The organism is Pseudomonas endophytica, from assembly GCF_001411475.1.
Lineage (GTDB): Bacteria > Pseudomonadota > Gammaproteobacteria > Pseudomonadales > Pseudomonadaceae > Aquipseudomonas > Aquipseudomonas endophytica.
Genome location: NZ_LLWH01000209.1, coordinates 42,849 through 69,845, shown reverse-complemented (window position 1 = coordinate 69,845; position 26,997 = coordinate 42,849). Strand labels below are relative to the sequence as shown.

The 26,997-nt window shown below is 54.3% G+C and carries 28 protein-coding genes and 1 pseudogene; 12 read left to right on the top strand and 17 right to left on the bottom strand.

Features of this window, described 5'->3' with window-relative positions; translation table 11 throughout:
* Nucleotides 1-41: 41 nt before the first annotated feature.
* Nucleotides 42-1,016: a cysteine synthase A gene (cysK, locus tag AQS70_RS19670; protein WP_055104414.1), complete on the bottom strand. Its 975-nt coding sequence runs from the start codon at nt 1,014-1,016 to the stop codon at nt 42-44.
* Nucleotides 1,017-1,219: 203 nt separating this feature from the next.
* Here cysK and AQS70_RS19665 point away from each other — a divergent pair, with 203 nt between their 5' ends.
* On the top strand, nt 1,220-2,065 hold the full coding sequence (locus tag AQS70_RS19665; RefSeq protein WP_055104413.1) for an AAA family ATPase: 846 nt from the start codon (nt 1,220-1,222) through the stop codon (nt 2,063-2,065).
* A gap of 21 nt (nt 2,066-2,086) precedes the next feature.
* Nucleotides 2,087-3,265, top strand: coding sequence for a vWA domain-containing protein (locus AQS70_RS19660; protein ID WP_055104412.1), 1,179 nt, complete (start codon nt 2,087-2,089; stop codon nt 3,263-3,265).
* 90 nt (nt 3,266-3,355) lie between these two features.
* Here the strand turns inward: AQS70_RS19660 and AQS70_RS19655 are convergent, their stop codons facing one another.
* The 6 genes from AQS70_RS19655 to AQS70_RS19630 all read right to left on the bottom strand — a co-directional run bounded on the left by AQS70_RS19655 (nt 3,356) and on the right by AQS70_RS19630 (nt 7,725).
* Nucleotides 3,356-4,297, bottom strand: a complete 942-nt coding sequence (locus AQS70_RS19655) for a 5-oxoprolinase subunit C family protein (protein WP_055104411.1) — start codon at nt 4,295-4,297, stop codon at nt 3,356-3,358.
* Complete coding sequence (gene pxpB, locus AQS70_RS19650; RefSeq protein ID WP_055104410.1) at nt 4,294-4,998, bottom strand: 5-oxoprolinase subunit PxpB; 705 nt, start codon at nt 4,996-4,998, stop codon at nt 4,294-4,296. Before pxpB ends, AQS70_RS19655 begins: the two co-directional genes overlap by 4 nt.
* A complete protein-coding gene (locus tag AQS70_RS19645; protein WP_055104409.1) occupies nt 4,995-5,747 on the bottom strand; it encodes a 5-oxoprolinase subunit PxpA in 753 nt (250 codons plus the stop codon). The genes pxpB and AQS70_RS19645 overlap by 4 nt, the downstream gene beginning before the upstream one ends.
* Before the next feature lie 126 nt (nt 5,748-5,873).
* On the bottom strand, nt 5,874-6,407 hold the full coding sequence (locus AQS70_RS19640) for a DUF2937 family protein (RefSeq protein ID WP_055104408.1): 534 nt from the start codon (nt 6,405-6,407) through the stop codon (nt 5,874-5,876).
* Between the two features lie 12 nt (nt 6,408-6,419).
* On the bottom strand, nt 6,420-7,196 hold the full coding sequence (locus tag AQS70_RS19635) for a class II glutamine amidotransferase (RefSeq protein ID WP_055104407.1): 777 nt from the start codon (nt 7,194-7,196) through the stop codon (nt 6,420-6,422).
* 34 nt (nt 7,197-7,230) lie between these two features.
* A complete protein-coding gene (locus AQS70_RS19630) occupies nt 7,231-7,725 on the bottom strand; it encodes a hypothetical protein (protein ID WP_055104440.1) in 495 nt (164 codons plus the stop codon).
* Between the two features lie 100 nt (nt 7,726-7,825).
* Here AQS70_RS19630 and AQS70_RS19625 point away from each other — a divergent pair, with 100 nt between their 5' ends.
* Entirely contained in the window at nt 7,826-9,871 is a 2,046-nt protein-coding gene (locus AQS70_RS19625) for a S9 family peptidase (RefSeq protein ID WP_055104406.1), read from the top strand.
* 33 nt (nt 9,872-9,904) lie between these two features.
* Here the strand turns inward: AQS70_RS19625 and AQS70_RS19620 are convergent, their stop codons facing one another.
* Complete coding sequence (locus AQS70_RS19620) at nt 9,905-10,201, bottom strand: hypothetical protein (RefSeq protein ID WP_055104405.1); 297 nt, start codon at nt 10,199-10,201, stop codon at nt 9,905-9,907.
* 400 nt (nt 10,202-10,601) lie between these two features.
* On the opposite strand from AQS70_RS19620, the gene AQS70_RS19615 reads away from it, so the two are divergent.
* The 3 genes from AQS70_RS19615 to AQS70_RS19605 all read left to right on the top strand — a co-directional run bounded on the left by AQS70_RS19615 (nt 10,602) and on the right by AQS70_RS19605 (nt 12,060).
* Nucleotides 10,602-10,883, top strand: a complete 282-nt coding sequence (locus tag AQS70_RS19615) for a hypothetical protein (RefSeq protein WP_055104404.1) — start codon at nt 10,602-10,604, stop codon at nt 10,881-10,883.
* Between the two features lie 201 nt (nt 10,884-11,084).
* Nucleotides 11,085-11,459, top strand: a complete 375-nt coding sequence (locus tag AQS70_RS19610; RefSeq protein ID WP_055104403.1) for a YajD family HNH nuclease — start codon at nt 11,085-11,087, stop codon at nt 11,457-11,459.
* A 130-nt stretch (nt 11,460-11,589) separates the two neighbouring features.
* The gene (locus AQS70_RS19605; RefSeq protein ID WP_055104439.1) at nt 11,590-12,060 is read left to right on the top strand and encodes an RNA methyltransferase; all 471 of its coding nucleotides are present in this window, start codon (nt 11,590-11,592) and stop codon (nt 12,058-12,060) included.
* On the opposite strand, the gene AQS70_RS19600 is transcribed toward AQS70_RS19605, so the two are convergent.
* The 8 genes from AQS70_RS19600 to AQS70_RS19565 form a co-directional block, all read right to left on the bottom strand.
* Nucleotides 12,057-13,106 (bottom strand): AI-2E family transporter, encoded by a 1,050-nt coding sequence (locus AQS70_RS19600; RefSeq protein ID WP_055104402.1) that lies wholly within the window; start codon nt 13,104-13,106, stop codon nt 12,057-12,059. The two genes, AQS70_RS19605 and AQS70_RS19600, sit on opposite strands and share 4 nt — an antisense overlap.
* Nucleotides 13,107-13,225: 119 nt before the next feature.
* The gene (locus AQS70_RS19595; RefSeq protein WP_055104401.1) at nt 13,226-14,044 is read right to left on the bottom strand and encodes a DUF4892 domain-containing protein; all 819 of its coding nucleotides are present in this window, start codon (nt 14,042-14,044) and stop codon (nt 13,226-13,228) included.
* Nucleotides 14,045-14,156: 112 nt separating this feature from the next.
* The gene (locus AQS70_RS19590; RefSeq protein ID WP_055104400.1) at nt 14,157-15,011 is read right to left on the bottom strand and encodes an alpha/beta hydrolase; all 855 of its coding nucleotides are present in this window, start codon (nt 15,009-15,011) and stop codon (nt 14,157-14,159) included.
* Nucleotides 15,012-15,023: 12 nt separating this feature from the next.
* Complete coding sequence (locus AQS70_RS19585; protein WP_055104399.1) at nt 15,024-15,824, bottom strand: alpha/beta hydrolase; 801 nt, start codon at nt 15,822-15,824, stop codon at nt 15,024-15,026.
* 108 nt (nt 15,825-15,932) lie between these two features.
* Nucleotides 15,933-16,376 carry a hotdog fold thioesterase gene (locus AQS70_RS19580; protein WP_055104398.1) on the bottom strand — a complete coding sequence of 148 codons (444 nt, stop codon included), beginning with the start codon at nt 16,374-16,376 and terminating at the stop codon, nt 15,933-15,935.
* A gap of 143 nt (nt 16,377-16,519) precedes the next feature.
* Nucleotides 16,520-16,969 carry a phosphohistidine phosphatase SixA gene (gene sixA, locus AQS70_RS19575; RefSeq protein WP_055104397.1) on the bottom strand — a complete coding sequence of 150 codons (450 nt, stop codon included), beginning with the start codon at nt 16,967-16,969 and terminating at the stop codon, nt 16,520-16,522.
* Nucleotides 16,966-17,298: a DUF4389 domain-containing protein gene (locus AQS70_RS19570; protein WP_055104396.1), complete on the bottom strand. Its 333-nt coding sequence runs from the start codon at nt 17,296-17,298 to the stop codon at nt 16,966-16,968. The genes sixA and AQS70_RS19570 overlap by 4 nt, the downstream gene beginning before the upstream one ends.
* An 18-nt stretch (nt 17,299-17,316) precedes the next feature.
* Nucleotides 17,317-18,342: an NAD(P)H-dependent glycerol-3-phosphate dehydrogenase gene (locus AQS70_RS19565; protein WP_055104395.1), complete on the bottom strand. Its 1,026-nt coding sequence runs from the start codon at nt 18,340-18,342 to the stop codon at nt 17,317-17,319.
* Between the two features lie 277 nt (nt 18,343-18,619).
* Between AQS70_RS19565 and AQS70_RS19560 the strand changes: the two genes are divergently transcribed.
* The 5 genes from AQS70_RS19560 (at nt 18,620) to AQS70_RS19540 (ending at nt 23,977) form a co-directional block, all read left to right on the top strand.
* Nucleotides 18,620-20,518: an ATP-binding protein gene (locus tag AQS70_RS19560; RefSeq protein ID WP_055104394.1), complete on the top strand. Its 1,899-nt coding sequence runs from the start codon at nt 18,620-18,622 to the stop codon at nt 20,516-20,518.
* 248 nt (nt 20,519-20,766) lie between these two features.
* Complete coding sequence (gene fabA / locus AQS70_RS19555) at nt 20,767-21,282, top strand: 3-hydroxyacyl-[acyl-carrier-protein] dehydratase FabA (RefSeq protein WP_055104393.1); 516 nt, start codon at nt 20,767-20,769, stop codon at nt 21,280-21,282.
* Nucleotides 21,283-21,293: 11 nt separating this feature from the next.
* A complete protein-coding gene (gene fabB / locus AQS70_RS19550) occupies nt 21,294-22,514 on the top strand; it encodes a beta-ketoacyl-ACP synthase I (RefSeq protein WP_055104392.1) in 1,221 nt (406 codons plus the stop codon).
* Between the two features lie 125 nt (nt 22,515-22,639).
* A complete protein-coding gene (locus tag AQS70_RS19545; protein ID WP_055104391.1) occupies nt 22,640-23,056 on the top strand; it encodes an OsmC family protein in 417 nt (138 codons plus the stop codon).
* A 60-nt stretch (nt 23,057-23,116) separates the two neighbouring features.
* A complete protein-coding gene (locus tag AQS70_RS19540) occupies nt 23,117-23,977 on the top strand; it encodes a pirin family protein (RefSeq protein ID WP_055104390.1) in 861 nt (286 codons plus the stop codon).
* 14 nt (nt 23,978-23,991) lie between these two features.
* On the opposite strand, the gene AQS70_RS19535 is transcribed toward AQS70_RS19540, so the two are convergent.
* Nucleotides 23,992-25,311, bottom strand: a complete 1,320-nt coding sequence (locus AQS70_RS19535; RefSeq protein ID WP_055104389.1) for a Na+/H+ antiporter family protein — start codon at nt 25,309-25,311, stop codon at nt 23,992-23,994.
* 300 nt (nt 25,312-25,611) lie between these two features.
* Here AQS70_RS19535 and AQS70_RS24350 point away from each other — a divergent pair.
* Nucleotides 25,612-26,901 (top strand): annotated as a pseudogene (locus AQS70_RS24350) (cache domain-containing protein); the annotation flags it as partial.
* Between the last annotated feature and the right edge of the window lie 96 nt (nt 26,902-26,997).

The window sequence follows — 26,997 nt, the reverse complement described above, 5'->3', positions numbered from 1 at the left end:
CTCTGTGGGGCGGACAAGCCCGCTCCCACAGGGGTTTAGCGTTACTGCTGCAATTCTTGCTCGTTGAACATGTCGCTGAACAAGAAGCTCGACAAGTAGCGTTCGCCAGAGTCTGGCAGGATTACCACGATGGTCTTGCCTTGCATCTCGGGGGTTTCCGCCAAGCGTGCCGCCGCAGCCATGGCCGCGCCGCATGAGATGCCGCTCATAATGCCCTCTTCTTGCATCAGGCGCAGCGCCATAGCCTTGGATTCGTCATCGCTGACCAGCTCAACTTTGTCGACAATCGACAAATCGAGATTTTTCGGCACAAAACCCGCACCAATCCCTTGGATTTTATGCGGCGAAGGCTTGATCTCCTCTCCCGCCAGCGCCTGAGTGATCACGGGCGAGGTAATGGGCTCAACGGCCACCGACAGAATCGGCTTGCCCTGAGTGTGTTTGATATAACGCGATACCCCGGTAATAGTTCCGCCAGTGCCCACGCCCGCGACTAACACATCGACGCTGCCATCGGTGTCATTCCAGATTTCTGGGCCGGTGGTTTTTTCATGAATGGCCGGGTTGGCCGGGTTATCAAATTGTTGCGGCATAAAATACTGTTCAGGGTCGCTGGCCTGAATTTCAGCCGCCTTTTCAATTGCGCCCTTCATGCCTTTGGCCGGTTCTGTCAGTATCAGTTCAGCGCCCAGTGCCTTGAGCACCTTACGCCGTTCTAGGCTCATGGAGGACGGCATAGTCAGCATCAATTTGTAACCGCGAGCCGCTGCAACGAAAGCGAGGCCGATTCCGGTATTGCCGGAGGTGGGTTCGATGATAGTCATGCCAGGCTTGAGGACACCGCGGCTCTCTGCGTCCCAGATCATGTTGGCGCCAATCCGGCATTTCACCGAATAACCAGGGTTACGCCCTTCAATCTTGGCCAGAATAGTCACGCCACGCGGCGCAATACTGTTGATCTGAATCAGAGGGGTGTTGCCGATGGAGTGCGCGTTATCTGCAAAAATGCGGCTCATGACGAGGTCCTTATGCACCTTTTGGGAAGGCCCCAAGGGTAGGCTTCACACCTCTTGGCGTCCAGTCATGGCGTGACGCCCCATTCAGAGACTGAATACCGCGTCTGCGTTCACCTCAAGCGAACGCCGCGTTATAGTCGGACATACGTTTTTGTCCACCACCCCGCCCTAGCAGGCTCGGATTATGGTTTGAGGAATTGCAGATGAAGTTTGAAGGCACTCGCGCCTATGTGGCTACTGACGACCTGAAACTGGCGGTCAACGCAGCGATCACCTTGGAGCGCCCGCTGTTGGTCAAAGGCGAGCCCGGCACCGGCAAAACCATGTTGGCAGAGCAATTGGCTGAATCGTTTGGCTGCAAGCTGATTACTTGGCACATCAAGTCCACCACTAAGGCTCATCAAGGCTTGTACGAATATGACGCGGTAAGCCGCCTGCGAGACTCGCAACTGGGCGTAGACAAAGTGCACGATGTGCGCAACTACCTTAAAAAAGGCAAGTTATGGGAAGCCTTTGAAGCCCAAGAGCGAGTGATTCTGCTGATCGACGAAATCGACAAAGCAGACATCGAGTTCCCCAACGACCTGTTGCAAGAACTCGACAAGATGGAGTTCTACGTTTACGAAACTGATGAAACGATTAAAGCCAAGGTACGGCCAATCATCATCATTACCTCCAATAACGAAAAAGAACTGCCCGATGCGTTTTTGCGTCGCTGCTTCTTTCACTACATCAACTTCCCGGATCGCACGACGCTGCAAAAGATCGTCGATGTGCACTTTCCGAATATCAAACAAACGCTGGTCAGTGAGGCACTGGACGTCTTTTTCGACGTGCGCAAAGTGCCCGGCTTGAAGAAAAAACCTTCGACCTCCGAACTGGTGGACTGGCTCAAACTGCTGATGGCCGACAACATTGGCGAAGCAGTATTGCGTGAGCGCGATCCAACTAAGGCGATCCCGCCACTGGCGGGTGCACTGGTTAAAAACGAGCAAGACGTGCACTTGCTGGAGCGTCTGGCGTTTATGAGCCGTCGCGGTAATCGCTGATTTTTTAAGAAGGCGATAAGCATGCTGCTGAATCTGTTCAATGAAATGCGCGCAGCCAAGGTGCCAGTGTCAGTGCGTGAGCTGCTGGACTTGATCAACGCGCTGAAAAAACGCGTGACCTTCGCCGACATGGACGAGTTTTACTTCCTTGCGCGCACGATTTTGGTAAAGGACGAGCGCCATTTCGACAAATTTGATCGCGCCTTTGGTGCCTATTTCAATGGCCTGCAAAACCTCGATGAACACCTTGAGGCGCTGATTCCAGAAGACTGGTTGCGTAAAGAATTTGAGCGCTCACTGAGCGATGAAGACCGCGCGCAACTGCAATCGCTGGGCGGCCTGGACAAACTAATCGAGGCGTTCAAACAGCGCTTGCAAGAGCAGAAAGAACGCCATGCCGGTGGCAACAAATGGATTGGCACCGGCGGCACCAGCCCATTCGGCTCGGGCGGCTATCACCCCGAAGGTATTCGGGTTGGCGATGCCGGTTTACGCCAGGGCAAGGCCGCAAAAGTTTGGGAGCAGCGCGAATATAAGAACCTCGACGATCAGGTCGAGTTGGGCACACGCAATATCAAGGTTGCGCTGCGCCGTCTGCGCAAATTCGCCCGCCAAGGGGCAGCCGATGAACTGGATATTGACGGCACCATCGACCACACCGCCCGCGATGCAGGTTTGTTAAATATTCAGATGCGGCCAGAACGACGCAACAACATTAAACTGCTGTTGCTGTTTGATATTGGCGGCTCGATGGATTCTCACGTGAAGACGTGCGAGGAGTTATTTTCGGCCTGCAAGACCGAGTTTAAGCACTTGGAGTACTACTACTTCCACAACTTCATTTACGAGTCGATGTGGAAAAACAATCAGCGACGCAACGTCGAACGCATCGCCACTCAGGATGTGTTGAACACCTACGGCGCCGACTACAAAGTGATTTTTATCGGCGACGCCGCGATGGGACCGTATGAAATTACGCATGCCGGCGGCAGTGTCGAACACTGGAACGAAGAGCCAGGTTACAAGTGGATGCAGCGGTTTATGGAGAAATACAAAAAACTGATCTGGATTAACCCGTACCCCAAAGACACATGGAAATACACGGCATCGACCGGGATCGTGCGTGATTTGGTTGAAGACCGCATGTACCCGCTGACCTTGGACGGGCTGGAAGAAGCCATGCGATTTTTAGCGAAGTAAGCGGCTTTTTTGTAGGAGCTGCCGCAGGCTGCGATCTGTTGTTTTTAAAGATCAAAAGATCGCGAGCAAGCTCGCTCCTACAGAATCCTGTCAGCTAAGCACAAGATCAGGTCGACCAAAATTACACTGCATAAACGCTTGATGCTGACGCTGCGCGGCATCTTGTGTGATGGGCCGTAAGTGCACTGTCTCTCCCGGCAGGCATTGCGCTAAACGCGCCAAGGCCAACGGGCTTAACGCACCAAGCCGCGGGTAGCCGCCAATGGTTTGCCGATCATTAAGCAGCACGATTGGCTGACCATCGGGCGGTACTTGAATCGCGCCTAAGGGGATCCCCTCCGAGATCATCGGCGCGCCTTGATACACCAGCGCCGGACCTTGCAGTCGAATACCCATGCGGTCTGCGCGGCTATCGAGGGTCCATGGCTGGTTGAAAGCATCGAAGGTGCTTTGCCCGCTAAACGCGCCGATCTGAGCACCCAGTACGACATCCAATGAAGGGTTGGGTTTAAACACAGGCTGCATAGGTAAAGGTATTTCACGCACTGCTGACGAATCAGTGGCGAAGCTCAGTTCATCGCCAACCGCCAAGGCGCGGCCAAAGCCATCAGGCCCACCCAATTGCTCACGCACTACGGTGGCGCAACTGCCCAACACCTGCGGGGCGACAAAGCCACCAGGGGCAGCTAAGTAGGCGCGCGCGCCTGCTAAGGGATGACTAAAAGTCAGCGTTTGACCTTTTTTTAACTGGAAATGATGCCAGGGTTTCAGCGCCTGCCCCTCCACGCTCGCCGCTAAGTCAGCACCCGCCAGTGCCAGCGTGCAATCGTCTTGGGCGATCACGGCCAAGCCTCCCAAGGTAATTTCGATGACCGCCGTACTTGCCGGGTTGCCCAATAGCCAGTTGGCCCACGTCATCGACAACCAATCCGCCGCTCCGCCTTGGGTCACGCCCAAATGTCGTACACCAAAACGCCCGGCATCTTGCAAAAGGCACATTGGGTTACTCGCTTTAATCAGTAAACGGCTCATACAACTGCCTCCTGAGGTGTGTCGTCACCGCCTAATCGAATGAATTCTGCGTGGGAAACAGCCTCGAACAGAACCGTGTCGCCGGGCTGCATCAAGCTGTAGCCTTCTCGGTCACGATCAAACAGCGCACTTGGGGTACGACCAATGAGATTCCAGCCACCCGGCGATTGAGCCGGATACGCAGCCGTTTGGCGCTCAGCAATCCCTACACTTCCAGCCGCCACGCGTTTGCGCGGGGTGCTCAGACGTGGCGCGGCCAAGGCCTCTTCGACCAGGCCCATAAAGGCAAAACCTGGCGCAAAACCCAGCGCAAAGACTTGATATTCATGCTCGCTGTGACGACGAATGACCTCCTTCACGTCTGCGCCAATGCGCGTCGCCAGTAATGCGAGCTCCGGGCCGACACTGAGGTCGTACCACACCGGCACGACATGACGCTGACCATGGCGCTGTGTTTCCGGGCGCAGATCGGTCAAGGCTTGGTCGATCCGCTCGCGTGCTTGAGGCGGCGTCAGCGCTAACCCGTCGTAGTGCACCATCAAGGTGGTGTAGGACGGCACTAAATCAATCAGGTCGTCGGCAAAAATAGCACGCAAGCGCTCGCTGGCCGCCAGCATCCACGGCATGTTGCTTTCGGCAATTTCATCGAATAAACGCAGCATCAGGCAGTCGATGGCCACCACTTCGATACGCGGGTTCATAAGGACGACTGCCGATTAAAGGCTTCACGGATGCGCTGCACCGCTGCGATCGAGCTGGCGTTGTCGCCATGGACGCACAATGTATTGGCTTGTAGATGCAAGGCGCTACCGTCGCTGGCGGTTAGAGGCTGACCTGCGGCAATCGTCAGCGCTTGCTGCACGATGACCTCGGCGTCGTGGTGGACGGCACCAGGCAATTGACGCGCAACCAACCGCCCCGCGTTATCGTAGGCACGATCAGCGAACGCTTCAAACCACAGCGTTACGCCAAACTCATCGCCAATGGCTTGAGCGGCGCTATTGTCACGCGTCGCCATCAGCATCAAGGGCAGCGTGATCTCGTAGGCAGCGACCGCCTGCACCACGGCGCGCAGTTGCGCGGGGTTGGCCATCATGTCGTTGTACATCGCGCCGTGGGGTTTAACGTAGCTGACACGGGTGCCTTGAGCGCGACACATTCCGTCCAAAGCGCCGATCTGATAATGCAGCAGATCTTGCAGCTCTTGCGCCGAGTAAGCCATGGAGCGCCGACCAAAACCGGCCAAGTCTTGATAAGCCGGGTGCGCGCCGATCTGTACGTTGTTCGACAGCGCCAAGCTTACGGTCTTGCGCATGATCCCCGGATCACCGGCATGAAAGCCGCACGCGATATTTGCGCAATCAATAAATGGCATGACTTCGGCATCCAGACCCATCGTCCAGCTGCCAAAACTTTCTCCAATGTCGCAGTTCAATAACAGCCGGCTCACGATGATGCTCCTGTGGTCTGCTTAGAAAGTAAGTATCGGCATTTTTCGACAGCAACAGCTCACTCGTCCAACTAATAAAAGCTGGATCTAGGGATAAGAAAAGTTGATAGCAGCTTATGTAGAGACTTAGCTGTGGCGTTCGCGGCGGGCAATGCGCTCGCGCTGACGTTTACCGCCCAGAACAACCCAATCTACCAACCGCAAGAAGCCTTCGATGATGAAAGAAAATAGCAATGCACCTGCCATCGCCCAGCCAATCGCCGTAGGCGATAGCAGTACTTGATAGGTGTAGGCGTTGAGGGTTTCTTGTCGGATGTCTGGGTCAGCGGCGTAAGCAACTTGCAAGGCTCGGATGTACCAAGGCCCTTGCATGGCCTGGTACTGTTCGTCGAGCAGACGCTGGCGGCTTAGTAGAGCCCCAAGGCTGTTGGCATCGCTGCGAAACACCGGGTCGTCACTGGCTTGGTAATGCGCCACCAGTGCGCTCAAGTCACCTTTAAAAAACTGATTGGCGGTGTTTTGAAAACCCGCCAACCCGGTCTGGGCTTCGATTAGATGAGCTTGCACGCGGTTAGCGTAATCGTTGATAAACCCAGGCACTTGCACGCCAATGAGCAGTCCCAACGTGAACAGCACCAACCGCAGGTAGCTCAACCACATAGATGCCTTTCCTTAATCGGTTTTGCCTTGGCTGACGCATTCACCGCGTCGCCACAGGCTCCAGTGGCCAGGCTCATAGCGAGACCAGGTTTCGTTTTCAGTGAGTGGCTCGGTGGCAATCACTGTTACTACGTCATTGGGGGTGGTTTCTGACTGAAAATCGACGATAACGTCGACATCTTTCAATCTGGCCGGACCAAACGGGGCACGCCGGGTAATGTGTACCAGCTTGGTAGAGCAGTAACAGAACAGCCAATCGCCATTACTGAGCATGCAATTAAACACGCCTTTGCTGCGAAATTCGGCGCAGGCCTGAGTCAGCACCGGAATAAGCTGTTCAACCTCAACGGGTTCAGGAAACGCCTCGCGAACGCGGTTGAGCAAATCACAGAACGCCGCTTCGCTGTCAGTGTCGCCAATCGGCCGGTAAAAGCTTGCGCGAGGTGAAAAATCAGCCAATTGGCCGTTGTGCGCGAAGCACCAGTTATGCCCCCATAGCTCACGCACAAAGGGATGGGTGTTGGACAAGCAGACTTTACCGACATTGGCCTGACGAATATGGCCAATCACCACTTCACTTTTGATGGGATAGCGTTGCACCAGCAACGCAACTTCTGAGTCGCAACTGGCGGCCGGATCTTGGAACAAGCGCAGACCGCGGCCTTCATAAAAGGCGATACCCCAGCCATCACGATGCGGCCCGGTACGCCCGCCTCGCTGCATCAAGCCGGTAAAACTGAACACAATATCGGTCGGGACATTGGCGCTCATGCCCAATAATTCACACACGCTCGCACTCTCGCATTCAAGCTCAACGAAAAAATTAGACCCGCGGCTCAACCCGCGTCGAGCCTGCTGGACGCGGCGCTGACGGGCGACTGTAGCGATCATCGCCCGCCGAGCCGAAAGGCTGATCGTCTTCAGGGTCAATGCTACGGGTTTGCTCAGCGGCCGCGTTTTGCGCCACACGCGCTTTACGGGCACGCTCAATAGGCCAGCGGACTAATACAAACACCGCATATAAACAAAACGCTAAGAGGGTGTACATCAACAGGTCAGATACTGCACGCAACAGGTTGTCACCCACCTTGAAGGCAAGATCCAAAGCCGAGACGGCTACTGCTGGCGCAAATGTTTCTTTGACAGGGTCAATTATGGTCGGGCTGAACAACAGCACCGCCATCAGGATACGTAATGGCTCACGCAACCAACGCCACATAAAGCGGGTCAGGCGGCACCACACGAGCAGGCAGCCTAAAGCGGCGAAGGCATATAAGCCCCAGGCGATCAGATAGTCGTTCTCGGTCATGGTATCCATGGTCGGCAGGCAATGAAGCGCTATGATAACGGCTTTTCGAGAGTGCGGCTGCACCGCTGTCAGCGTCACTTCTATTCATCAAGATTTCTGAGAACGCTCAATGACCGAATCAGCCTACGCAAAAAGCGCCCCAATCGCACATAAGGTCGAGGGTTTAGACCCCTATTCATGGTTACAAAATCGCGACAGCAAAGAGGTTTTGGACTACCTAATAGCGGAAAACGAGTATCAGGAAGCACAACTCGCCGATCAGGCCGCATTGCGTGAGACGCTGTTTCAAGAGATCAAAGGGCGAATTCGCGAGACTGACTTATCGCTCCCCTCCCCTTGGGGGCCGTATGTGTACTACACGCGCACCCAGGCAGGTGACGAATACGCCCGCCATTACCGCTGCCAACGCTCGACCGATGACAACCAAGCGGTCGACGAAGGTACCGAGCAGTTGCTGTTAGACCCTAACGCGCTGGCCGATGGAGGCTTTATCTCATTGGGCGCGTTCAGTATCAGCCCGGACCACCAGCGCTTGGCCTACAGCCTAGACACCAGTGGCGAGGAAACCTATCGCCTGTTTGTAAAAGAGCTCACCACAGGCACAGTGACTGAGCTGCCTTTTGAGGATTGCGATGGCAGCATGACGTGGGCCAATGACAGCCAGACGCTGTTTTTCGCTGAGCTGGACGAAACTCATCGCCCGCATAAGCTGTTTCGTCATACGTTAGGTGCGGCCGGCGCTGATGAAGTGTTTCATGAGGACGATGGGCGTTTTTTCTTGCATTGCTATCGCTCAAGCTCCGAGCGCCAACTGATTCTGCTGCTCAACAGCAAAACCACCAGTGAAACTTGGGTGCTTAACGCCGATCAGCCGCAACAGGTTTTTAAATGCCTAGCGCCGCGGGTGGAAGGCCACGATTACAGCGTCGATCACGGCCTGCACGAGGAGCAATGGGCGTGGTTTATTCGCACCAATCAGGACGGTATCAACTTTGCGCTGTATTACGCGCTCGGTGACGCTCCGCAACGCAATGAGTGGCAACGCCTGATCGACCATGACGACAACGTCATGCTTGAAGGTTTGACGCTGAACGCCAAGGCGCTATGCCTGAGCCTGCGTGAGGGCGGCTTGCCGATTATCGAGATTCGTCCGAACGGTTTGCCGTCTTATCGCGTGCAGTTACCTGACGCGGCCTACAGCCTGTATGTGCAAGACAGCCTTGAGTTTCAGGGTGCGCACATTCGTCTGCGTTACGAATCGCTGAATCGCCCTGCGCAGGTTCGACAATTGACGCTCACCGATGGCGAGCAAAAAGTCCTCAAGGAAACGCCGGTACTCGGCTCGTTCAACGCCGATGACTATGTTAGCCAACGTTTATGGGCCACTGCACCAGATGGAACGCAGGTGCCCATCAGCCTAGTCGTCAAACGAGATGCTTTGGGCAAACCGACGCCACTGTATCTGTATGGCTATGGCGCTTATGGCGAAAGCCTCGACCCTTGGTTTTCCCATGCGCGTCTCAGCTTGCTTGAACGCGGCGTGGCGTTTGCCATTGCTCATGTGCGCGGCGGCGGTGAGCTGGGCGAAGCGTGGTATCGCGCTGGCAAGCAGGAACATAAACACAACACGTTCAGCGACTTTATTGCTTGCGCCGAGCATTTGGTCAACCAAGGGTTCACCAGCAGCGAGCAGTTGGTAATCAGCGGTGGCAGTGCGGGCGGCTTGTTGATCGGTGCAGTGCTCAATCAGCGTCCAGAGTTGTTCAAGGCGGCAATTGCCGAAGTGCCGTTTGTCGACGTGCTAAACACCATGCTCGACCCTGATTTGCCATTGACCGTGACCGAATACGATGAGTGGGGCAACCCACAAGAGCCTGACGTCTACGAGCGAATCAAGGCGTACGCACCCTATGAAAATATAGCCGCACAGACCTACCCGGCGATGTTGGTGATCGCGGGCTACAACGACAGCCGCGTGCAATATTGGGAAGCTGCCAAATGGGTGGCCAAATTGCGCGCGACCAAAACTGACGACCATTGGCTATTGCTCAAGACCGAGCTGGAGGCTGGGCATGGCGGCATGAGCGGGCGCTATCAGGGGCTGCGCGACGTGGCATTGGAATACGCGTTTGTATTTAAGGTGCTGGGAATCTGATCCCAACGTTTTCACATAACGATCAGCCGGCGGTTACTCCGCCGGGTGTTTAGCTTTCAAGTCTTTGGGCTCAAGCCCCGGTAGCGGCTGATCTTTGGGGGGAGGCTGTGGCAAGTCTATGGGTGGCAGCGGCACCAGACTGCTGTTGCCAGGGGCCGGGTTAGGGGCCGCACGCGGAGTGACCTGCGGGTAAGGTGTGGGGGTTGCAGTGCCTGGCGAGCCGGGGGCCGACGCCACGGGAACGCTGGGAATAGTCGTTAATTCAGCCGCTTGAACCGCACTTATCGAAAGCGCGCCCCACGCAATGGCCGTTAGAATAGTGCGTTTCATCAATTGCTCCGTTGCCAGATCGGCTTATCGGCCATCAGGCTACTCGCAACCGGCTGTTGTTGTCCCCTTCTGTAAGACGCTCATGAAACGTTTTTGCCTTACTCGCCCGACACCGCCTCAACAACGCTGGGAGCCTAACGCCTCATCAAGTAGCACCTACGCTGCTTGACCTAGGCTCTGTACGAAATATATTTGCGCTCGTTTATGTGGGGTTAAAACAGCCCCAGCCAAGGCCAATACCTAGCTTTTAAAAAGCACTTTATCTCCCTATAAAACCGAACCTCCCTACAAATAACACATAGCCAGAATCGGCTTAAGCCCCTAATATTTTTAACTTCAAACTTATTATTTAAAGTGGTTTATCACTTTTTAATTATCCTCATGGATTGAGAGACTTATCATGCTTGAAGTTGGCAAAGAATATATGGCCTCCGTTAGCGGAGTTGTTAATGGCGGTGGTGTAACCGTGACAATGGCTGAGGGCCAACTGGGGCTGCTCAGATTTAAAACGCTTAAGCAGCACGGCGTTTATCCAGAACATGAAACAGAAAACACCCTGAGCGTTGCAAAAATAGGAGATTACATAAAAGTATATGACCTGATAAAAGTAAGCGTTATCAGCGTGCGAGTTCCAGGACTTCCCGCTGGTTTAGCCGACCTAGAATTTGTACGTTGGTTTTGACTCTCACTCATTAACACAAGACTTTAAACACTTAGCGTTAAACGATTCCAGAAGGGGCCTTGAAAGGTGCAAATATCAGGTGTTGGGATTTTTAACGTTGTCGGGGCGACACAGCAGAAAATCAGGAAACGCCCGCCATTCAGCGCTAAACTTGCCAACACTCGATAAAGCTCCACTTCAGCATCCGAAACAGGTGACCCCATGAGTTCAGCGAACCCACCCTCCCACACTGCTAAGCTGGACCGCATTCTGGCCGATGCCCAGCGTGACCGTGAAATGGGCTATCGCGATAAAGCCCTAAAAATGTACCCCCATGTGTGTGGTCGCTGTACCCGTGAGTTCTCGGGCAAGCGCCTGAGCGAGCTGACGGTTCACCACCGCGATCATAACCACGACAACAACCCACAGGATGGCTCCAACTGGGAGTTACTGTGTTTGTATTGTCACGATAACGAACACTCGCGCTACACCGACCAACAGTACTTTTCGGACAGCTCACTCAGCAGCCCAAAAGCCGCCAAAGCAACCCATAACCCGTTTGCGGCGCTAGCAGGGCTGATGAAGAAAGACGAATAAGTCAACGATACAGCGCCCACGCTGTCATTTTTTGAACGTAACTGCAAAAAATTACAGCGGCGGCAGCTCCGACGAAGGAGTGGTGCCTGTGCTGGTATACTCGCGTCTTTTTTCTGAAAGGCACTGGCACGTGGCAGATAAACGGTACAGCTGCATAGGTTTGTATAACCCAAAATCACCGGAAAACGTCGGCTCGGTGATGCGTGCGGCTGGTTGCTATAACGTGGCGTCGGTGTTTTATACCGGCAAACGTTATGAGCGCGCCCGCGATTTCATTACCGATACCAAGAAGATCCATCAGGATATTCCACTGATTGGTATCGACGATCTTAAAAAAATTATTCCGCTAGGCTGTATTCCGGTCGCCGTTGAGCTGGTCGAGGGCGCACGCTCTCTGCCTGAATACACTCACCCAGACCGCGCGATCTATATCTTCGGCCCCGAGGACGGCTCTCTGGATAAAGAGGTGCTGGACTGGTGTGAGGATGTGATCTACATACCGACCACTGGCTGCATGAACCTCGCAGCCACGGTCAATGTGGTGTTGTACGACCGACTGGCCAAGGGTAAGAACACCCGCTCCGGCCCCAAGTTCGGTTAAGGCTTTTTACCGTGCTGCTGGCCGGTACTCCAATCGACCAGCAGGCTGTAAGCAATCGCAAGCAAGGTCGGCCCAATAAACAGACCAATAAAACCGAAAGCGATCAACCCACCAAACACCCCAAGCAGCACAATCACTAACGGCAAATTGCCCCCTCGACTGATCAAGTACGGCTTTAGTACGTTATCGACCCCGCTGATAATCAGCGTGCCCCAAATGCCTAGGAAAATCGCCATACCGTATTCGCCCTTCCAGACCAACCACGCGGTGGCCGGGATCCAGACCAAGGGCGGCCCCATGGGGATCAAGCTGAGCAGAAAGGTGGCCAGCCCTAGTACCAACGCACCCGGCACACCGGCAATCAGAAAACCGATCAACGCCAACAACGCTTGCGCAGCTGCAGTGCCAATTACACCGTTGACCACCCGTTGCACGGTGCCCGCGACCAACTCTTGATAGTAATCAGCACGCTCACCAATCAGCCGCTCCAGTAGGCTGTGCACAAACGTCGCCAGACGTGGACCGTCTCGATAGAAAAAGAATACAAAGACAATGCTCAGGGACAGCTCAAGTACGCCGCCACCGATCTGCGCACTGCGGGCCAACAACCAGTTGCCCACCTGCCCCAGATAAGGCTTGGCCGCCACAATCAGGGCAGCGCCTTGCTGATCTATGGTGTCCCACATGCCGACCAATCGCTCGCCGACCAGAGGGATCCCTGCCAGCCAACTCGGGGCCTCAGGCAAGCCTTCAAGCTGCACATCTTTAACAAACGTGGTGGCATCGCGTATGTGATCTGCCAGGTTAAACCCCAGCCATACCAGCGGCCCGGCCACCAGTAGCATCCAACCCAAGGTCAGGATACTCGCGGCCAACGATTCGCGACCGTTGAGCCAGCGTGTTAGGAGTCGCATCAGGGGCCAACTGGCGTAAGCCAGTACCGCGCCCCAAAACAGAGCCGACCAAAAAGGAGCCATCACCCATAGGCTGGCGCCGAACAGCGCCACCAACAGGATCTGCACCAACAGGCGATCGTTATTGAGCATGTAGATTCCGCAGAAAAGATAGAGATAAAAATGAGATGACAACTTAAGGTCTGTTGACGTTTCATTGCAGTCGCAATGGACATCAACAGACCTTAAGTGTAGCCGTCGCTTAAAAAAGTTTAGCGCAACAGCTTGAGATGCAAACCTTGGGCGGGTTTAGTGCCCAGCTCTATACGAGCAGCCCCAACACCACTTTTGATCAATGCGTCTCGCCAAGCGGATGCGTCAGTGCCGGTCAAATTGACTCTGGATGCAGCATCAAGGTTCAAAGCCCTGGCGATTAAGGTGACCCATTGCGCATCCGGCTCGCCCGTCAATTTAGGGAAGGCCAACTCACCTGCGCTTTTCAATTGACGTTGTAAGGTTGCCGAGGTGGGGAGCAGTTGGCCCAAATCGGTATTCGCCTGAAGTTGCTCGACGTGCAGATACGCTTTACGGCCACCGCGGTTGATACCGTAAAAGGTGATCAACTGGTTGTGATCTGGCGCGGCTCGACGCATTAGCAAGTAGGATTGTCGATCATCGGCACCCACCAGCTTAGAGTTTCCAAATACTTCATTGGCCCATAAGCTGCTTTCGCCGCAATCTCGACCTTCGCACCAGAACAGTAATTCGGCGCCTTGCGCTTGCAACGCCTCACGAGCGGCGGTTAATGCTTCAAAACCTGAATGCTCAGCAGGCAGTTCGTAAGTGATGGCCATGGTCTGCCCACGGCTGGTGACTTGCTCTTCGAAACGTAGGCGGCCACTGATTTTACGGAGTCTGCCCATTGGGTAAATGCGTTCGATATCAGGCTTTACGCTGTAATCCACAATCTGCGCGTCGGCCAGTCGAGGTATACCCTGCAGGTCGTGACTGCCCGGTACATCGGCAGCCCATGCCCACGAGCTAATGCAACTCAGGCCCAGCGCCCAGATAAAACGATTGGGTATGTTCATCGGCGTCTCACGATTGAGACCGGATAACCTTTAGACGGCGCAGCGGTGTAGTGATCCATGATAGTTGTCTCCCATTTCAACTTGCCAAGCCTCGACAGTTGACCTGCGCAAGTCAAGGAGCGGCGAAGAAGCGATTGAAACAGTCTGCAACAAGGGCTGCCCCAGCCTCGTCATTCAGGTGCAAATGATGCCCTCCTGCTAGCCGTTTCAAAGTAAAGGGTAGACGATCCAGCAGTTGCGGATGACTGGCCAGCATGCCCTCTTCAGCGACCACCAGAGTCGTCGGGCAGCTTATCTGACGCACAAAAGACATGGCCTGCGTATCACTCAGGCGCAGCGGCGACGGCAACGTCAAACGGCTGTCACTGCGCCAGCTGTAGCCCCCCGGCACAGGCATCAACCCGCGCTGTGCGAGTAACTCAGCCGCTTCTCGGCTAACGGCCACCAGCCCCTTCATGCGCGCTTGAATGGCCCGATCAAGTGTTGGGTGCACCGTTTTGCGTTTATGCGCGAGCGCCAACTGCGCCTGAAGGGCTTTGCCCATGTTGGTCGCGGCGTCATTTTCGGGGCCGCTGCGCAGGATAATCCCGTCGATTAATGCCAACTGGGTCACGCGCTCTGGGCACGAGCCCGCGATTATCATCGAAACAATCGCGCCGAGCGAATGCCCTAACAAGGCGAATCGCTCCCAACCCAACTGCTCGGCGACGCACAATACGTCAAAAGCATAATCGGCCAAAGCATAGCCCGCACCTCGTGGGCGGTGGTCTGAATGGCCATGCCCGGCGAAGTCCAGCGCCACTATGCGCAAGCCTGACAGCTTGGGCGCCAGCCGTGCAAAGCTGTTGGCGTTATCCAACCAACCATGTAGGGCAATGACCGGAAGCCCCTCTTCTGGACCAAAAATATGTGCCGCCAGTTCGATGTGCGGCAGGCTCAGACGGATTTCTTCAACCACAGGGCTCATTCAAAATGCTCTTCAAGGGCTGGGCTGACGAAGCTCCCAGCGGGCAAAAATGTGTTTGAGCAGGCTAGCGGTTTCTTGCGGTTGTTCCAGCGGAAACATGTGTCCACCCGGCACACTCAATGACTCGCCGTGCGGCAGGCGCCCCACCGCACGGGCATGATGGCGCATGACCACACGACTGTCTCGCCCACGCACAATAGTTAAAGGCACCTGCAATTGAACGATACGTCCGGGACTGGTGTGGGGAACGCCGCGATAAATATCAATTTCTGTGGCTGGGTCAAACCTCAGCCGCAGCCGATTGTCGACGGGTTGCAAGCCATGTTCTAGGTACGCCTCAAAGCAATCAGGATCAAAACTGCGAAACAGGCTCTTGCTCGCGAAGTAATGCCGTGCTGCAGTACGATCAGCAAATTCTTCACGCCGCCCCAACGTGCGCCCCGCAGGAGTCAGACGGTCAATAAAGCCAAAACGCTTGGCGGCGCGAATCATCCATTGATCGGCCGTTGTGAGAACAGGTGAGTCGAGCATTACCACACCTTTGTACAAGTGCGGGCAGCGCAACGCCGCGTGCAAATGCAAAATGCCGCCCAGCGAATGACCGACACCCAGCACCGGTTCGGCTTGATCTTGCAGGTGATAAATCAACTCATCGACCAGATTGTTCCAGTTGTTGTCCACCGGGAACCGGGGGTCGTGGGCGTGCTGGGATAAACGGGCGACGCTATAATCCGGGGCTAATGCATCAAACAATTTGCCGTAGGTGCCTGACGGAAATCCATTGGCATGGGCGAAGAAAATCTGCCGAGACATATAAGGCGTCCATACATAGAAGTCAGCCTTATTGTCTGCAGGTGAAACCCCAACAGCAACGACCGTATGCGCCATGCATGACGCCACTACGGCCATTACCGAGTTGAATCATCGCGCGGGCGGCGTTTCGCCCAACGGTATGACAGCGATGGTCAGCCGAGAAATGCAGTTGAGTTTGCCGTTATCGTCGCTCAGACGAATGTCCCAGACATGGGTCGTGCGCCCGATATGAACCGGTTTTGCTATCGCAGTCACCCGTCCGCTGCGCACGCTGCGCAGATGGTTGGCGTTGACTTCAAGGCCCACACAAAAGAACTTTTGTGTGTCGATGCACAGATAGCTGGCCATGGAGCCGAGTGTTTCGGCCAACACCACCGAAGCCCCGCCATGCAACAAGCCAAACGGTTGATGAGTACGATGATCCACCACCATGCTCGCCGTGATGGAGTGATCGTCGAAGGCGTCAAAGGTGATGTCGAGCAGGTCACAGATGGTGTTTTTACGTTTCGCGTTGAGGTCCGCGAGGTCCGGTTGGGTCGTCCACAAGCTCATGAGTCATTCCTTGCTCTGTGAATGTTGGCTGCCATTATGCTGTAGGAAACTTCTGCAAACTTAAACCCAACTATCTTTCACACGCACCCGACTCTGCAACCATTGCCGCTACTAACGCTACGCTGCCATCTGCAAACCGATGACTAAGGGTGGCGCACACTAAGCAATTTCATGCTGCCCGCTAGCGGCCACTCACCTTCGAGTTCTACCAAGCTGGCCGTGTGCATCGGCTGTGGTTTGCGCACGTGACCGTGTTGCAACAGACTGATCAGTTCCCCCACAAAAGGCTGATGGCTGACCAGCAAGACATGTGCGTTGTCGGGCAGTTGACTCGCAGCGTATTTAGGTTCGCTATCTGGGGTCAGCCACGGCACGGTGATGAGGTCTGAGGTAAAACCTAAGGCTTCGCGCACGAGTGCTGCGGTTTGCTGGGCTCTTACATAAGGGCTGACCCAGATACTGTTCAGTGGCTTAGAGCGCAATTGTTCGGCACTGCGTAACACCTGCTCACACCCCAAGGGCGTGAGCTCGCGATCGGCATCACGCGGGGCATGAGGCTGGGCTTCGCCGTGGCGCAAAATCCAGAGTTTCATGGTTTGGTCTCAGTGCTGCCTGAGGGGGAGACATACGGCGCTTCACCTTCCGGGGCTCTCGGCGCTGGCCAATCAGCAAACGGCCAAGGCTTTTGCTCGGTATGGAAGCTGCCAAAACGCCCAATCTGAGCGAGATAGAGACTCAAACTGTCACCAAAATTCATCAAGCCGCGATTGGGTGCGCCGTATAACAGGCGGTAAATCAGTTGCACCAGCACCAGGCCGCCGAGCACTAATTGCGCGACCTGCCAAACCAGTAGGAAAACCAGCATCCACAGCGCGCGTATCACAATGGACTCGTACTTAGGGGCGTTATTGCTATCACTCATGTGCTGCTCCTTTCGTGCTCAGTTAAAACCACTGGTGGAGATAAAATCGACATCGGTCTTGGGCTCTGCACGCATCAATAGCTCGATCACCTGATTGAGCGTACGGCCTTCAAACAGAATGGCATGCAAGCCTGCAACCAATGGCATGTAAACGTTCAACTCCTGTGCTTTGGCCTTGAGTACTTTAAGCGTATTCACACCCTCGGCCACTTCGCCTAAACGGGCAACCGCATCTTCTAAGCTCAGCCCCTGCCCCAACGCGTAGCCAACTTGATAGTTGCGGCTTTTAGGCGACGTACAGGTCACGATCAAATCTCCTACGCCCGCCAAACCAAGAAAGGTCATAGGATTAGCGCCTTGGCTGACCGCAAACCGGGTCATTTCTGCCAATGCGCGCGTGATCAGCATGCTTTTGGTGTTTTCACCCATACCCAGCGCCACCGCCATGCCGGCAATGATGGCGTAAACGTTTTTTAATGCCCCGCCCAGCTCAACGCCGAAGCGGTCAGCGCTGGCATAGACGCGGAACGTACGACCATGCAAAGCGGCCTGTACACTGGCGCACAATGCTTCGTCGGCGCTCGCAACTACAGTAGCGGTGAGCGCATGCTCTGCCACTTCACGCGCTAGGTTTGGGCCGGACAAGACGCCTATTCTGGCTTGAGGGGCGATTTCTTCAAGAATTTCGCTCATCAGTTTGAAGCTGTGAGCCTCAATACCCTTGGTCAAACTGACCAGCATTTTGCCCCTCAGCCGCTCAGCGTGCGCTGCCAGCACACTGCGCAACGCGCTGGAGGGCAATGCGACGAAACACAATGTGCAGCTATCTAGCGTGGCTTGCAGATCAGTGACCGGCTCGACACCGGAATGAATTTTGATGCCTTTGAGGTATCGCGGGTTCTCACGATTAAGGCGCATGGCCTCGGCTTGCTCGGGATCGCGCATCCACTGATGCACACGATGACCGTTTTCTGCCAGCAAGTTGGCCACAGCGGTGCCAAAGCTTCCGCCTCCCAAGACCGCAATAGCGTGCTGTTCAGTCATATGCAATCCCGTCATCCATCTAGCAGTGGCAATCGCGGCATTATACGGGCCGCGTGCCGGGCGACCAGCCCCATAAAGCATCGGAATTTACGCTTTAGCTTAAGAAAAAACAGACCTCGACTATCAATGTCTGACGGCTCAGTTACCATGCCACGCATGCACTGATAACTAATGGCAGCTCTGCTACATATAAAATGACCACTATCGAGTCACGGATGACAGCTTCTACGGGCGACATTTTTGCTGACACGCGCACCACTGAAGGAATTCATCATTCATGACGACACGTAGTCGCTGGGATATTCATACCCGAACGCAGATGATGAGTCTGGGTCCAGCTTTATTAATAACGCTGTTGTTAATCAGTTTTTTTACCTGTGTGCGGATTCAGGACTTGCGCCAGGAACTTAACTATACGGGTCAGTTGATCGCTAATCAGTTAGCTCCGGCCAGTGAATACGGGGTCTTTTCAGGTAACGCGCTGATCTTAAAAAGCCTGATAAACGCCTCACTCAATACTCCCCATGTCGAGTTCATTCAAATACAGGACCGTGCGGGCAAAACGCTGGCTCAGGCTAAGAAGGCTGAGTACTCCCACCACGAGGGAGCGCAGCTTAAGGTTTTCCAGGCGCCGGTTCGCTGGCAAAGAAACCGCACCAGCAACTCAACACTCCTTCATAGCCACCACACGATAGCCCCCGAAGAAGATTACTTGGGCCGCGTGCTGGTAGGCATGTCCAATGATGCGTTTAGTAAGCGTCAACAAGAGATTTTGCTTAAAGCGGTGATTCTCGCCCTATTCGCCCTGGGCTTTACCTACTTGCTAGCACGGCGTCTGGCTTCAAATCTGTCCAAGCCCATCAGTGATATGAGCAAAGCGGTCAAGGCGATTCAGCGCGCAGATTACACAGCGCCTTTGCCGGTGGTTGACGATGGCGAGCTAGGTAGCTTGGCTAAGCACATCAACAATTTGGCCGAAGGTCTTGAGCAAGCCAGCCGCGAACAGCAAACCGCTATGTCTCAGCTTATTCAAACGCGTGAAGAGGCCGAGCGGGCTAACCGTGCCAAAACTGACTTTTTGGCAATGATGAGTCACGAGTTGCGCACCCCAATGAATGGCGTACTGGGCATGCTGCAGTTACTCGAAACTACTGAGATGACTGAGGAACAGAAGGAGTATGCGGATCTCGCCTCACAATCTACTGAACATTTGCTAAAGGTGATCAACGACATCCTCGATTTCTCGAAGATTGAACGTTCGACCCTAGAGCTTGAACATATTGCGTTCAACTTGTTGGACCTAATCGACAACTGCGCGCAAACCTTCCAGTTCAGCGCAGACCAGCGTGGCCTGTTCCTGCAACTGACACGCCCTGAAGGCTTGTCGACCTTACACGTACTCGGGGACCCTACCCGGATACGGCAAATTCTGGTCAACCTGATTGATAATGCCTTGAAGTTCACCGAGTCCGGGGGCGTCAATATTGAAGTTCAATGGCAATCACTTGATCACACATTGATTGGCCTCACCTGCACGGTACGTGATACCGGCATCGGGATTAGTGGCGACAAACTTGAATCGATGTTTGACGCTTTTAAACAAGCGGACAGCTCTATATCCCGTCGCTATGGTGGTACAGGTTTGGGTCTGCCCATCGCCCGAACGCTAGCGGAGCGTATGGGCGGCACACTGCGTGCCAAGAGTAAAGAAGGTCAGGGCTCTGTGTTCACCCTAAAGATCACGCTGGAGCGTCATCAACCCAAAGTCACTGCCCTCCAACCGGCATTGGTTGCACAACCGCCGCCACTGCAAGGACGCAGAGTGCTGCTGGTAGAAGACAACCCGGTCAATCAAGCGGTAATTGGAGCTACGTTACGAAGCTTGGGCTATGACGTGTGCGTGGTCAGTGACGGCGCACAAGCTATCCACCACGCAAATACCGAGCGTTATGCAGCAATTCTGATGGACTGTCGCTTGCCGATCATTGATGGCTATGAAGCCACCCGGCAAATCCGACAATTAGTAGGATGTATGACGGTGCCAATTATTGCCCTGACCGCGAATGCATTACAGGGGGATAGGGAAGCTTGCTTACAAGCTGGTATGAATGATTACCTCGCAAAGCCATTCAAGCGAACCGATCTGGAGCAAATTCTACAGTACTGGATCCAGTAACTTGAGGCTAAAGAGCCACCTGCGACTGGCGTAAAATGCAAAAGTGCGGCAGTCTTAGGCACCCGAATGGACCCCTGAACCGGTTCGATTTAAATTTTCAGTGCACAAGTGTACATTCCTGTCCTTTGCGCTGTGACTTTCACTACAACGCAATAGTCTATGTTTAGGCTGGCGAACTGAGACACGATGTTTCGGTTGGTCGGGAAGATTTGCCCCACCCCGCCGCATGGGATTATTGAGGAGCTCGCATGACCAAACAAAACGCCTTTACTCGGGAAGATCTGCTGCGCTGTAGCCGCGGCGAACTGTTCGGCCCAGGTAACGCGCAACTGCCCGCCCCTAACATGCTGATGGTGGATCGCATCACCCATATCAGTGAAGATGGCGGCAAGTACGGCAAAGGTGAGTTGGTCGCCGAGCTGGATATCACTCCAGACCTGTGGTTTTTTGCCTGCCACTTTGAGGGTGATCCGGTAATGCCAGGCTGCCTGGGCCTCGACGCCATGTGGCAGTTGGTAGGCTTTTACTTGGGCTGGCAAGGTTTACCAGGACGTGGTCGCGCCTTGGGTTCGGGCGAAGTGAAGTTCTTTGGTCAGGTTTTGCCGACTGCCAAGAAAGTCACCTACAACATTCAGATCAAACGCGTGCTGAAGGGCAAGCTGAACCTGGCCATTGCTGATGGTTCGGTGGCTGTCGACGGTCGCGAGATTTATACCGCCGAAGGCCTACGGGTCGGCGTGTTCACCTCAACTGACAACTTTTAAGGGTTATCCGCATGCGCCGCGTCGTTATCACTGGTCTGGGCATCGTTTCGTGCTTAGGCAATGACAAAGAGACCGTCTCCGCTAACCTGCGTGCTAGTCGCCCTGGCATCCGCTTCAACCCGGAATACGCTGAAATGGGTCTGCGTAGCCAGGTTTCCGGCTCCATTGACCTGAACCTCGAAGAGCTGATAGATCGTAAGATTTATCGTTTCGTTGGCCATGCCGCGGCTTACGCTTATCTGGCCATGAAAGACGCCATCACCGATTCGGGTCTGACCGATGAGCAAGTATCCAACCCGCGTACGGGTCTGATCGCAGGTTCCGGTGGCGCGTCGACCTTGAACCAGATGGAAGCGCTGGACATCCTGCGCGAAAAAGGCGTGAAACGTGTCGGCCCGTACCGTGTAACGCGGACCATGAGCAGCACTGTTTCGGCTTGTCTGGCGACACCATTCAAAATCAAGGGCTTGAACTACTCCATCGCCTCTGCCTGCGCTACCAGTGCTCACTGCATTGGTCACGCCATGGAACAGATCCAGATGGGTAAGCAAGACATCGTATTTGCGGGCGGCGGTGAAGAAGAGCATTGGAGCCAATCGTTCCTGTTCGACGCCATGGGCGCACTGTCCAGCCAATATAATGAAACACCAGAAAAAGCCTCCCGTGCCTACGACTCCAAGCGTGACGGTTTTGTCATCGCGGGTGGTGGCGGCATGGTTGTGGTTGAAGAGCTAGAGCACGCCTTGGCGCGTGGTGCCAAGATCTACGCCGAAATCGTTGGCTACGGCGCAACGTCAGATGGCTATGACATGGTTGCCCCAAGTGGCGAAGGCGCTATCCGCTGCATGCAGATGGCAATGTCGACTGTTGACGCACCGATCGACTACATCAACACCCACGGCACTTCGACTCCGGTTGGCGACGTGGCAGAGATGAAAGGTATTCGTGAGGTCTTCGCAGACAAGGCACCGCCTATCAGCTCGACCAAAAGCCTATCAGGTCACTCTTTGGGCGCCGCAGGCGTTCATGAAGCAATCTATTGCATGCTGATGATGGAAGGCAACTTCATTGCTGGCTCTGCTAACGTCGAAGAACTGGACCCAGCGGTTGCTGATATGCCAGTACTGACCAAGACGCGTGAAGATGCCACTATCAACACCGTGATGAGCAACAGCTTCGGTTTCGGCGGCACTAACGCCACTCTGGTTCTGAAGCGCTGGGAAGGCAAGTAAGCCTCCTCGCTCTATAAAAAATGCTCCGACTTAGTCGGGGCATTTTTTTTGCCTCATGGAACGTACAACACTACAGAGTGCTCTATAAAGATCAGGACCTTTATCACTGCACTCTGAGGTTTGCCATGACTGTTACCGTTAATACCGTATCCCACGAAGGTTTTCGTCACAGCATTAAAATCGACGATTACGAAGTGTTTACTGATGTTCCCAAATCAATCGGTGGCGAGGGTTCCGCGCCCTCGCCGCATGACTATTTCGATGCGGCACTGGGCGCCTGTAAAGCGTTAACTCTCAAGCTCTATGCGCAAAAGAAGGATATCCCGCTCACAGGTGTCACGGTTGAGGTTAAGCACGACGCCAGCGAAGAGCAAAACGGCAAGTATGCGGTACACGTCAAACTGACCCTCAAGGGCGTATTGACCGACCAACAACGCGAAGAGCTGCATAAAGTCGCCGACAAGTGCCCGGTACACAAATTGATGACCACGGCTGATGTCACGATTGAAACTCATCTGTCGGAAGGCGCTTTCAGCCAATAATGCCGGCTTGGGGGGCGTTGGGTTATGCTCAACGCCTTCTCTAATTGCCCGGACCGGTCCATGCCTACATCCACCGTGATCAAACCGCGAGCCGAAGAGGTTGAGGGCCAACCAATCTTGCGCCCGCTGCCCTCAGCCAAATCCCGCAGTGTTGGGCCGTTTGTGTTTTTCGATCACATGCTAGAGACGGAATATTCGCCGGGTCACGGTGTGGATATTAAACAGCACCCGCACATTGGCCTATCGACTCTGACGTACCTGTTTGAAGGCCAGTTGCAGCACAAGGACAGTTTGGGGTCTGATCAGCTAGTACGCCCTGGTGAAGTCAGTTGGATGACTGCAGGCGCAGCTATTGCCCACATCGAACGCACACCCTCCTCCCTCAGAGATCAAGGCTCGACCTTGCACGGCCTGCAAGTATGGTTGGCGTCGCCCAAGGAGCATGAACAAGGCGAAGGCTTTTACAGCCATCACCCCGCAGACAGCCTGCCCGTAAGCGACAATCTTGGCGTCAGAATCCGGATGATTGCAGGCACAGGCTTTTGTCTTGAGTCGCCTGTGCCTGTGCTGTCACCTACGGTGTATGCCGAAATACACATGCAAACAGCCACCACCCTGCTGATTCCGAACGAGCATCAGGAGCGAGCACTGTATGTGCTGCAAGGCGATATGCAGTTGGAAGACCAACCCCTTGAAGTTCAAAGCCTAGTGCTATTACCGGCTGGTGAAGCGCTAACACTGAGCGCAGATGGCGATTGCCACGCGGTGCTAATCGGCGGTGCGCCACTCGATGGGCCGCGGCGGATGAGCTGGAACTTCGTCGCCAGCGATCATGCATTAATCAAGCGGGCTAAAACCCGTTGGGCGGCAGGCGATTGGCCGACCGTTCTCGGTGAGAGCGGTCGGATTGAGCTACCTTAAAAACTGAACCTACCTTACAAAACCATGGCGGCAACCCATCCAAAGACTAGCAATGGCAGGTTGTAATGCAGGAAGGTCGGAACCACGGTGTCCCATATATGGTGATGCTGCCCGTCTATGTTCAAACCTGATGTGGGGCCCAGCGTCGAGTCTGACGCTGGCGAACCTGCATCACCCAGCGCTCCCGCAGTACCGACGATGCACACAATCGCCATCGGGCTGAACCCCAACTGCACGCACAAAGGAACGAATATCGCCGCCAAAATCGGCACGGTCGAAAATGATGAACCAATCCCCATGGTTACTAGCAATCCGACTAGCAACATCAGTAATGCGCCAACACCCTTGCTGTGATTAATCCAACCAGCCGAGGCCTCAACCAGAGACTTCACCTCGCCGGTAGCCTTCATCACCTCTGCAAAACCTGAAGCGGCGATCATGATGAAACCAATCATGGCCATCATTTTCATGCCTTCGGTGAACAGATCATCAGTCTCACGCCACCGCACAATGCCCGACACCGAAAAAATAAGAAAACCGACCAAAGCGCCGATGATCATGGAGCCAAGCCACAGCTGGATAATGAAGGCGGCAGCAATCGCAAAACCAGCCACCAACAGGGTTAGCGGGTTGTAATTAATTGCCGTCTGCTCAACCTGCTCGATCTTGGCCAAGTCATAGTCGCGCTTTTTCCGGTAGCTGACGAACACGGCCACCAGCAGCCCCACCAGCATGCCCAATGCAGGAATTGCCATCGCGTGGGTGACATTGACTTGGCTGGTATCCACGCCACTGTTGCTAACGTTAGCGAGCAAGATTTGGTTAAGGAAGATATTGCCAAAGCCTACCGGCAAGAACATGTACGGCGTAATCAAACCAAACGTCATGACACAGGCGACCATACGACGGTCAATTTTAAGTTTAGTCAGCACATACAATAGAGGCGGCACGAGCAGCGGGATAAAGGCGATATGAATCGGCAGGATATTCTGCGAACAAATCGCAACCACCAGTAGTAAACCGATCAGTAGCCATTTAATGCGGTTACTACCATTAGCGTGCTGTTTGTTGACCATGGCCAAGGCTCTGTCAGCCAAGGCATGAGCCAGGCCAGACTTAGCGATGGCGACCGCAAAGGCACCGAGTAGCGCGTAAGACAACGCTACAGTGGCACCACCACCCAAGCCGCTGTTGAATGCATCGAGTGTCGCCTGGATGCTTAAGCCACCCACTAGACCACCGACCACAGCACCGATAATTAGAGCGATTACTACATGCACACGGGACAGACTGAGCACCAACATGATGCCGACCGCGGCAATGACTGCATTCATCTTTAAAACCTCATAGTGCGCACCACGATAAAACACCGTAAAGCGGAAATACCGGGCATGGACTGCTATTCGAGTCGCCGGATTGGAAGTAGGAGTTATTTGAGGGCGCACACTTTGCAGCAGCTTCACTGCCTTGTCAAAGCACAGGCCATAAACTATGGAAAGCCGCCGTACTAACCGGCTTAACCCTAACGTTTAAAGGGTTTTGGCGTATTTCTGTAAACATGAAATTCAACTTTCATCGTAAAGAAATAAGCTTAATGGCCGCTAAGGATATAAGCCTCTTTTTAGGATGTCCCCATGTCGCTCAGACAGCTTTCCATCCAATGGAAAATCACGCTCCTCGCCGGACTTTGCCTTGTGGGTATTGTTACCCTGCTGGTGGGGCTTTCTCTCTACCGCATGAAGTACACAGCCGCATTGGTAGAAACCTCAAGCGCACAGATGCTGAATGAGTCGGCTCAAGCACGCATAGAAGCTCAGGGAGAGGTTCAGGCTCAGACCATCAGTCGTCAATTCATGGACGCCTACCAATATGGCAGCGGATTTGCCCGCCAAGTCCTGTTTTTACGTGAGCAATCTGAAAAGCGTTTTTTAGATGCATTCGATCTTCGTGAGGACCTGACCCGCCAAGTCAAAGCTGCGTTGCAGGCCAACCCTGACTTGCTCGGTTTATCCTTGGTTTTTGAAACCAACGCGTTGGATGGTAAAGATTCGTTGTTTGATCAGCAGCAAACGCTGGGCAGCAATGAAAAAGGCCGTTTTGCCCTTTACTGGACGCAACCGACACCCGGCAAACTGACCTCCATGGCATTGCCTGAAACCGATATGACTGACACCAGCATAGGGCCTAGCGGTCAGGCCAATAATTCATGGTTTACCTGCCCACGCGCTACGCTCAAGCCCTGCATCATCGAACCTTACTTTTATGACATTGACGGGCAACGAGTGCTGATGACTAGCATCGTTTTTCCACTGATCGTCGACGGTAAGGTTATCGCTTCGCTTTCGGTTGATATCAATATCAATAGCTTGCAGTCCATTAGTTTGCAAGCAAGCAAAAAACTATACGACGGGAAAACTCGTGTCAGCATCATTAGCTCGGCGGGGTTGCTGGCAGGCTTCAGCGCCGATGCCAGCAAACTCAGCTTGCCTCTGAATCTGGTCGATTCCGAAGACGGCGCAAAGCTGACAGCGTTGATGAACAATTCGGATAAGACAAATAGCATTCGCAGCCAGCAACGGCTGAAAGTGCTGACTCCGTTCTTACCTATTCCAGGCAGCAAGCCTTGGGCCGTGTTGCTAGACGTTCCTGAAGAGGTTGTGATCGGGCCAGCTCAAGTATTGCAGGCAGACCTCGAGAACCGTAATACCACCGGGGCCCTGATTGAATTAGCTCTTGGCTCCTTGGCCGCGATCATCGGTCTTTTATTGGTATGGCTCATGGCCCGCAGCGTTACCCGGCCCATCCTAAGCGTCGCACGTATGCTTGAAGATATCGCGAGCGGTGAAGGCGATCTGACGCGCAGGCTGGCTTACGATAAAAAGGATGAACTTGGCCAGCTCGCTGGCTGGTTTAATCGCTTCCTCGATAAACTGCAACCGATCATTGCCGAGGTTAAACGCTCGGTACAGGATGCACGCAACACCGCTGACCAATCGGCGGCGATTGCGACCCAAACTAGC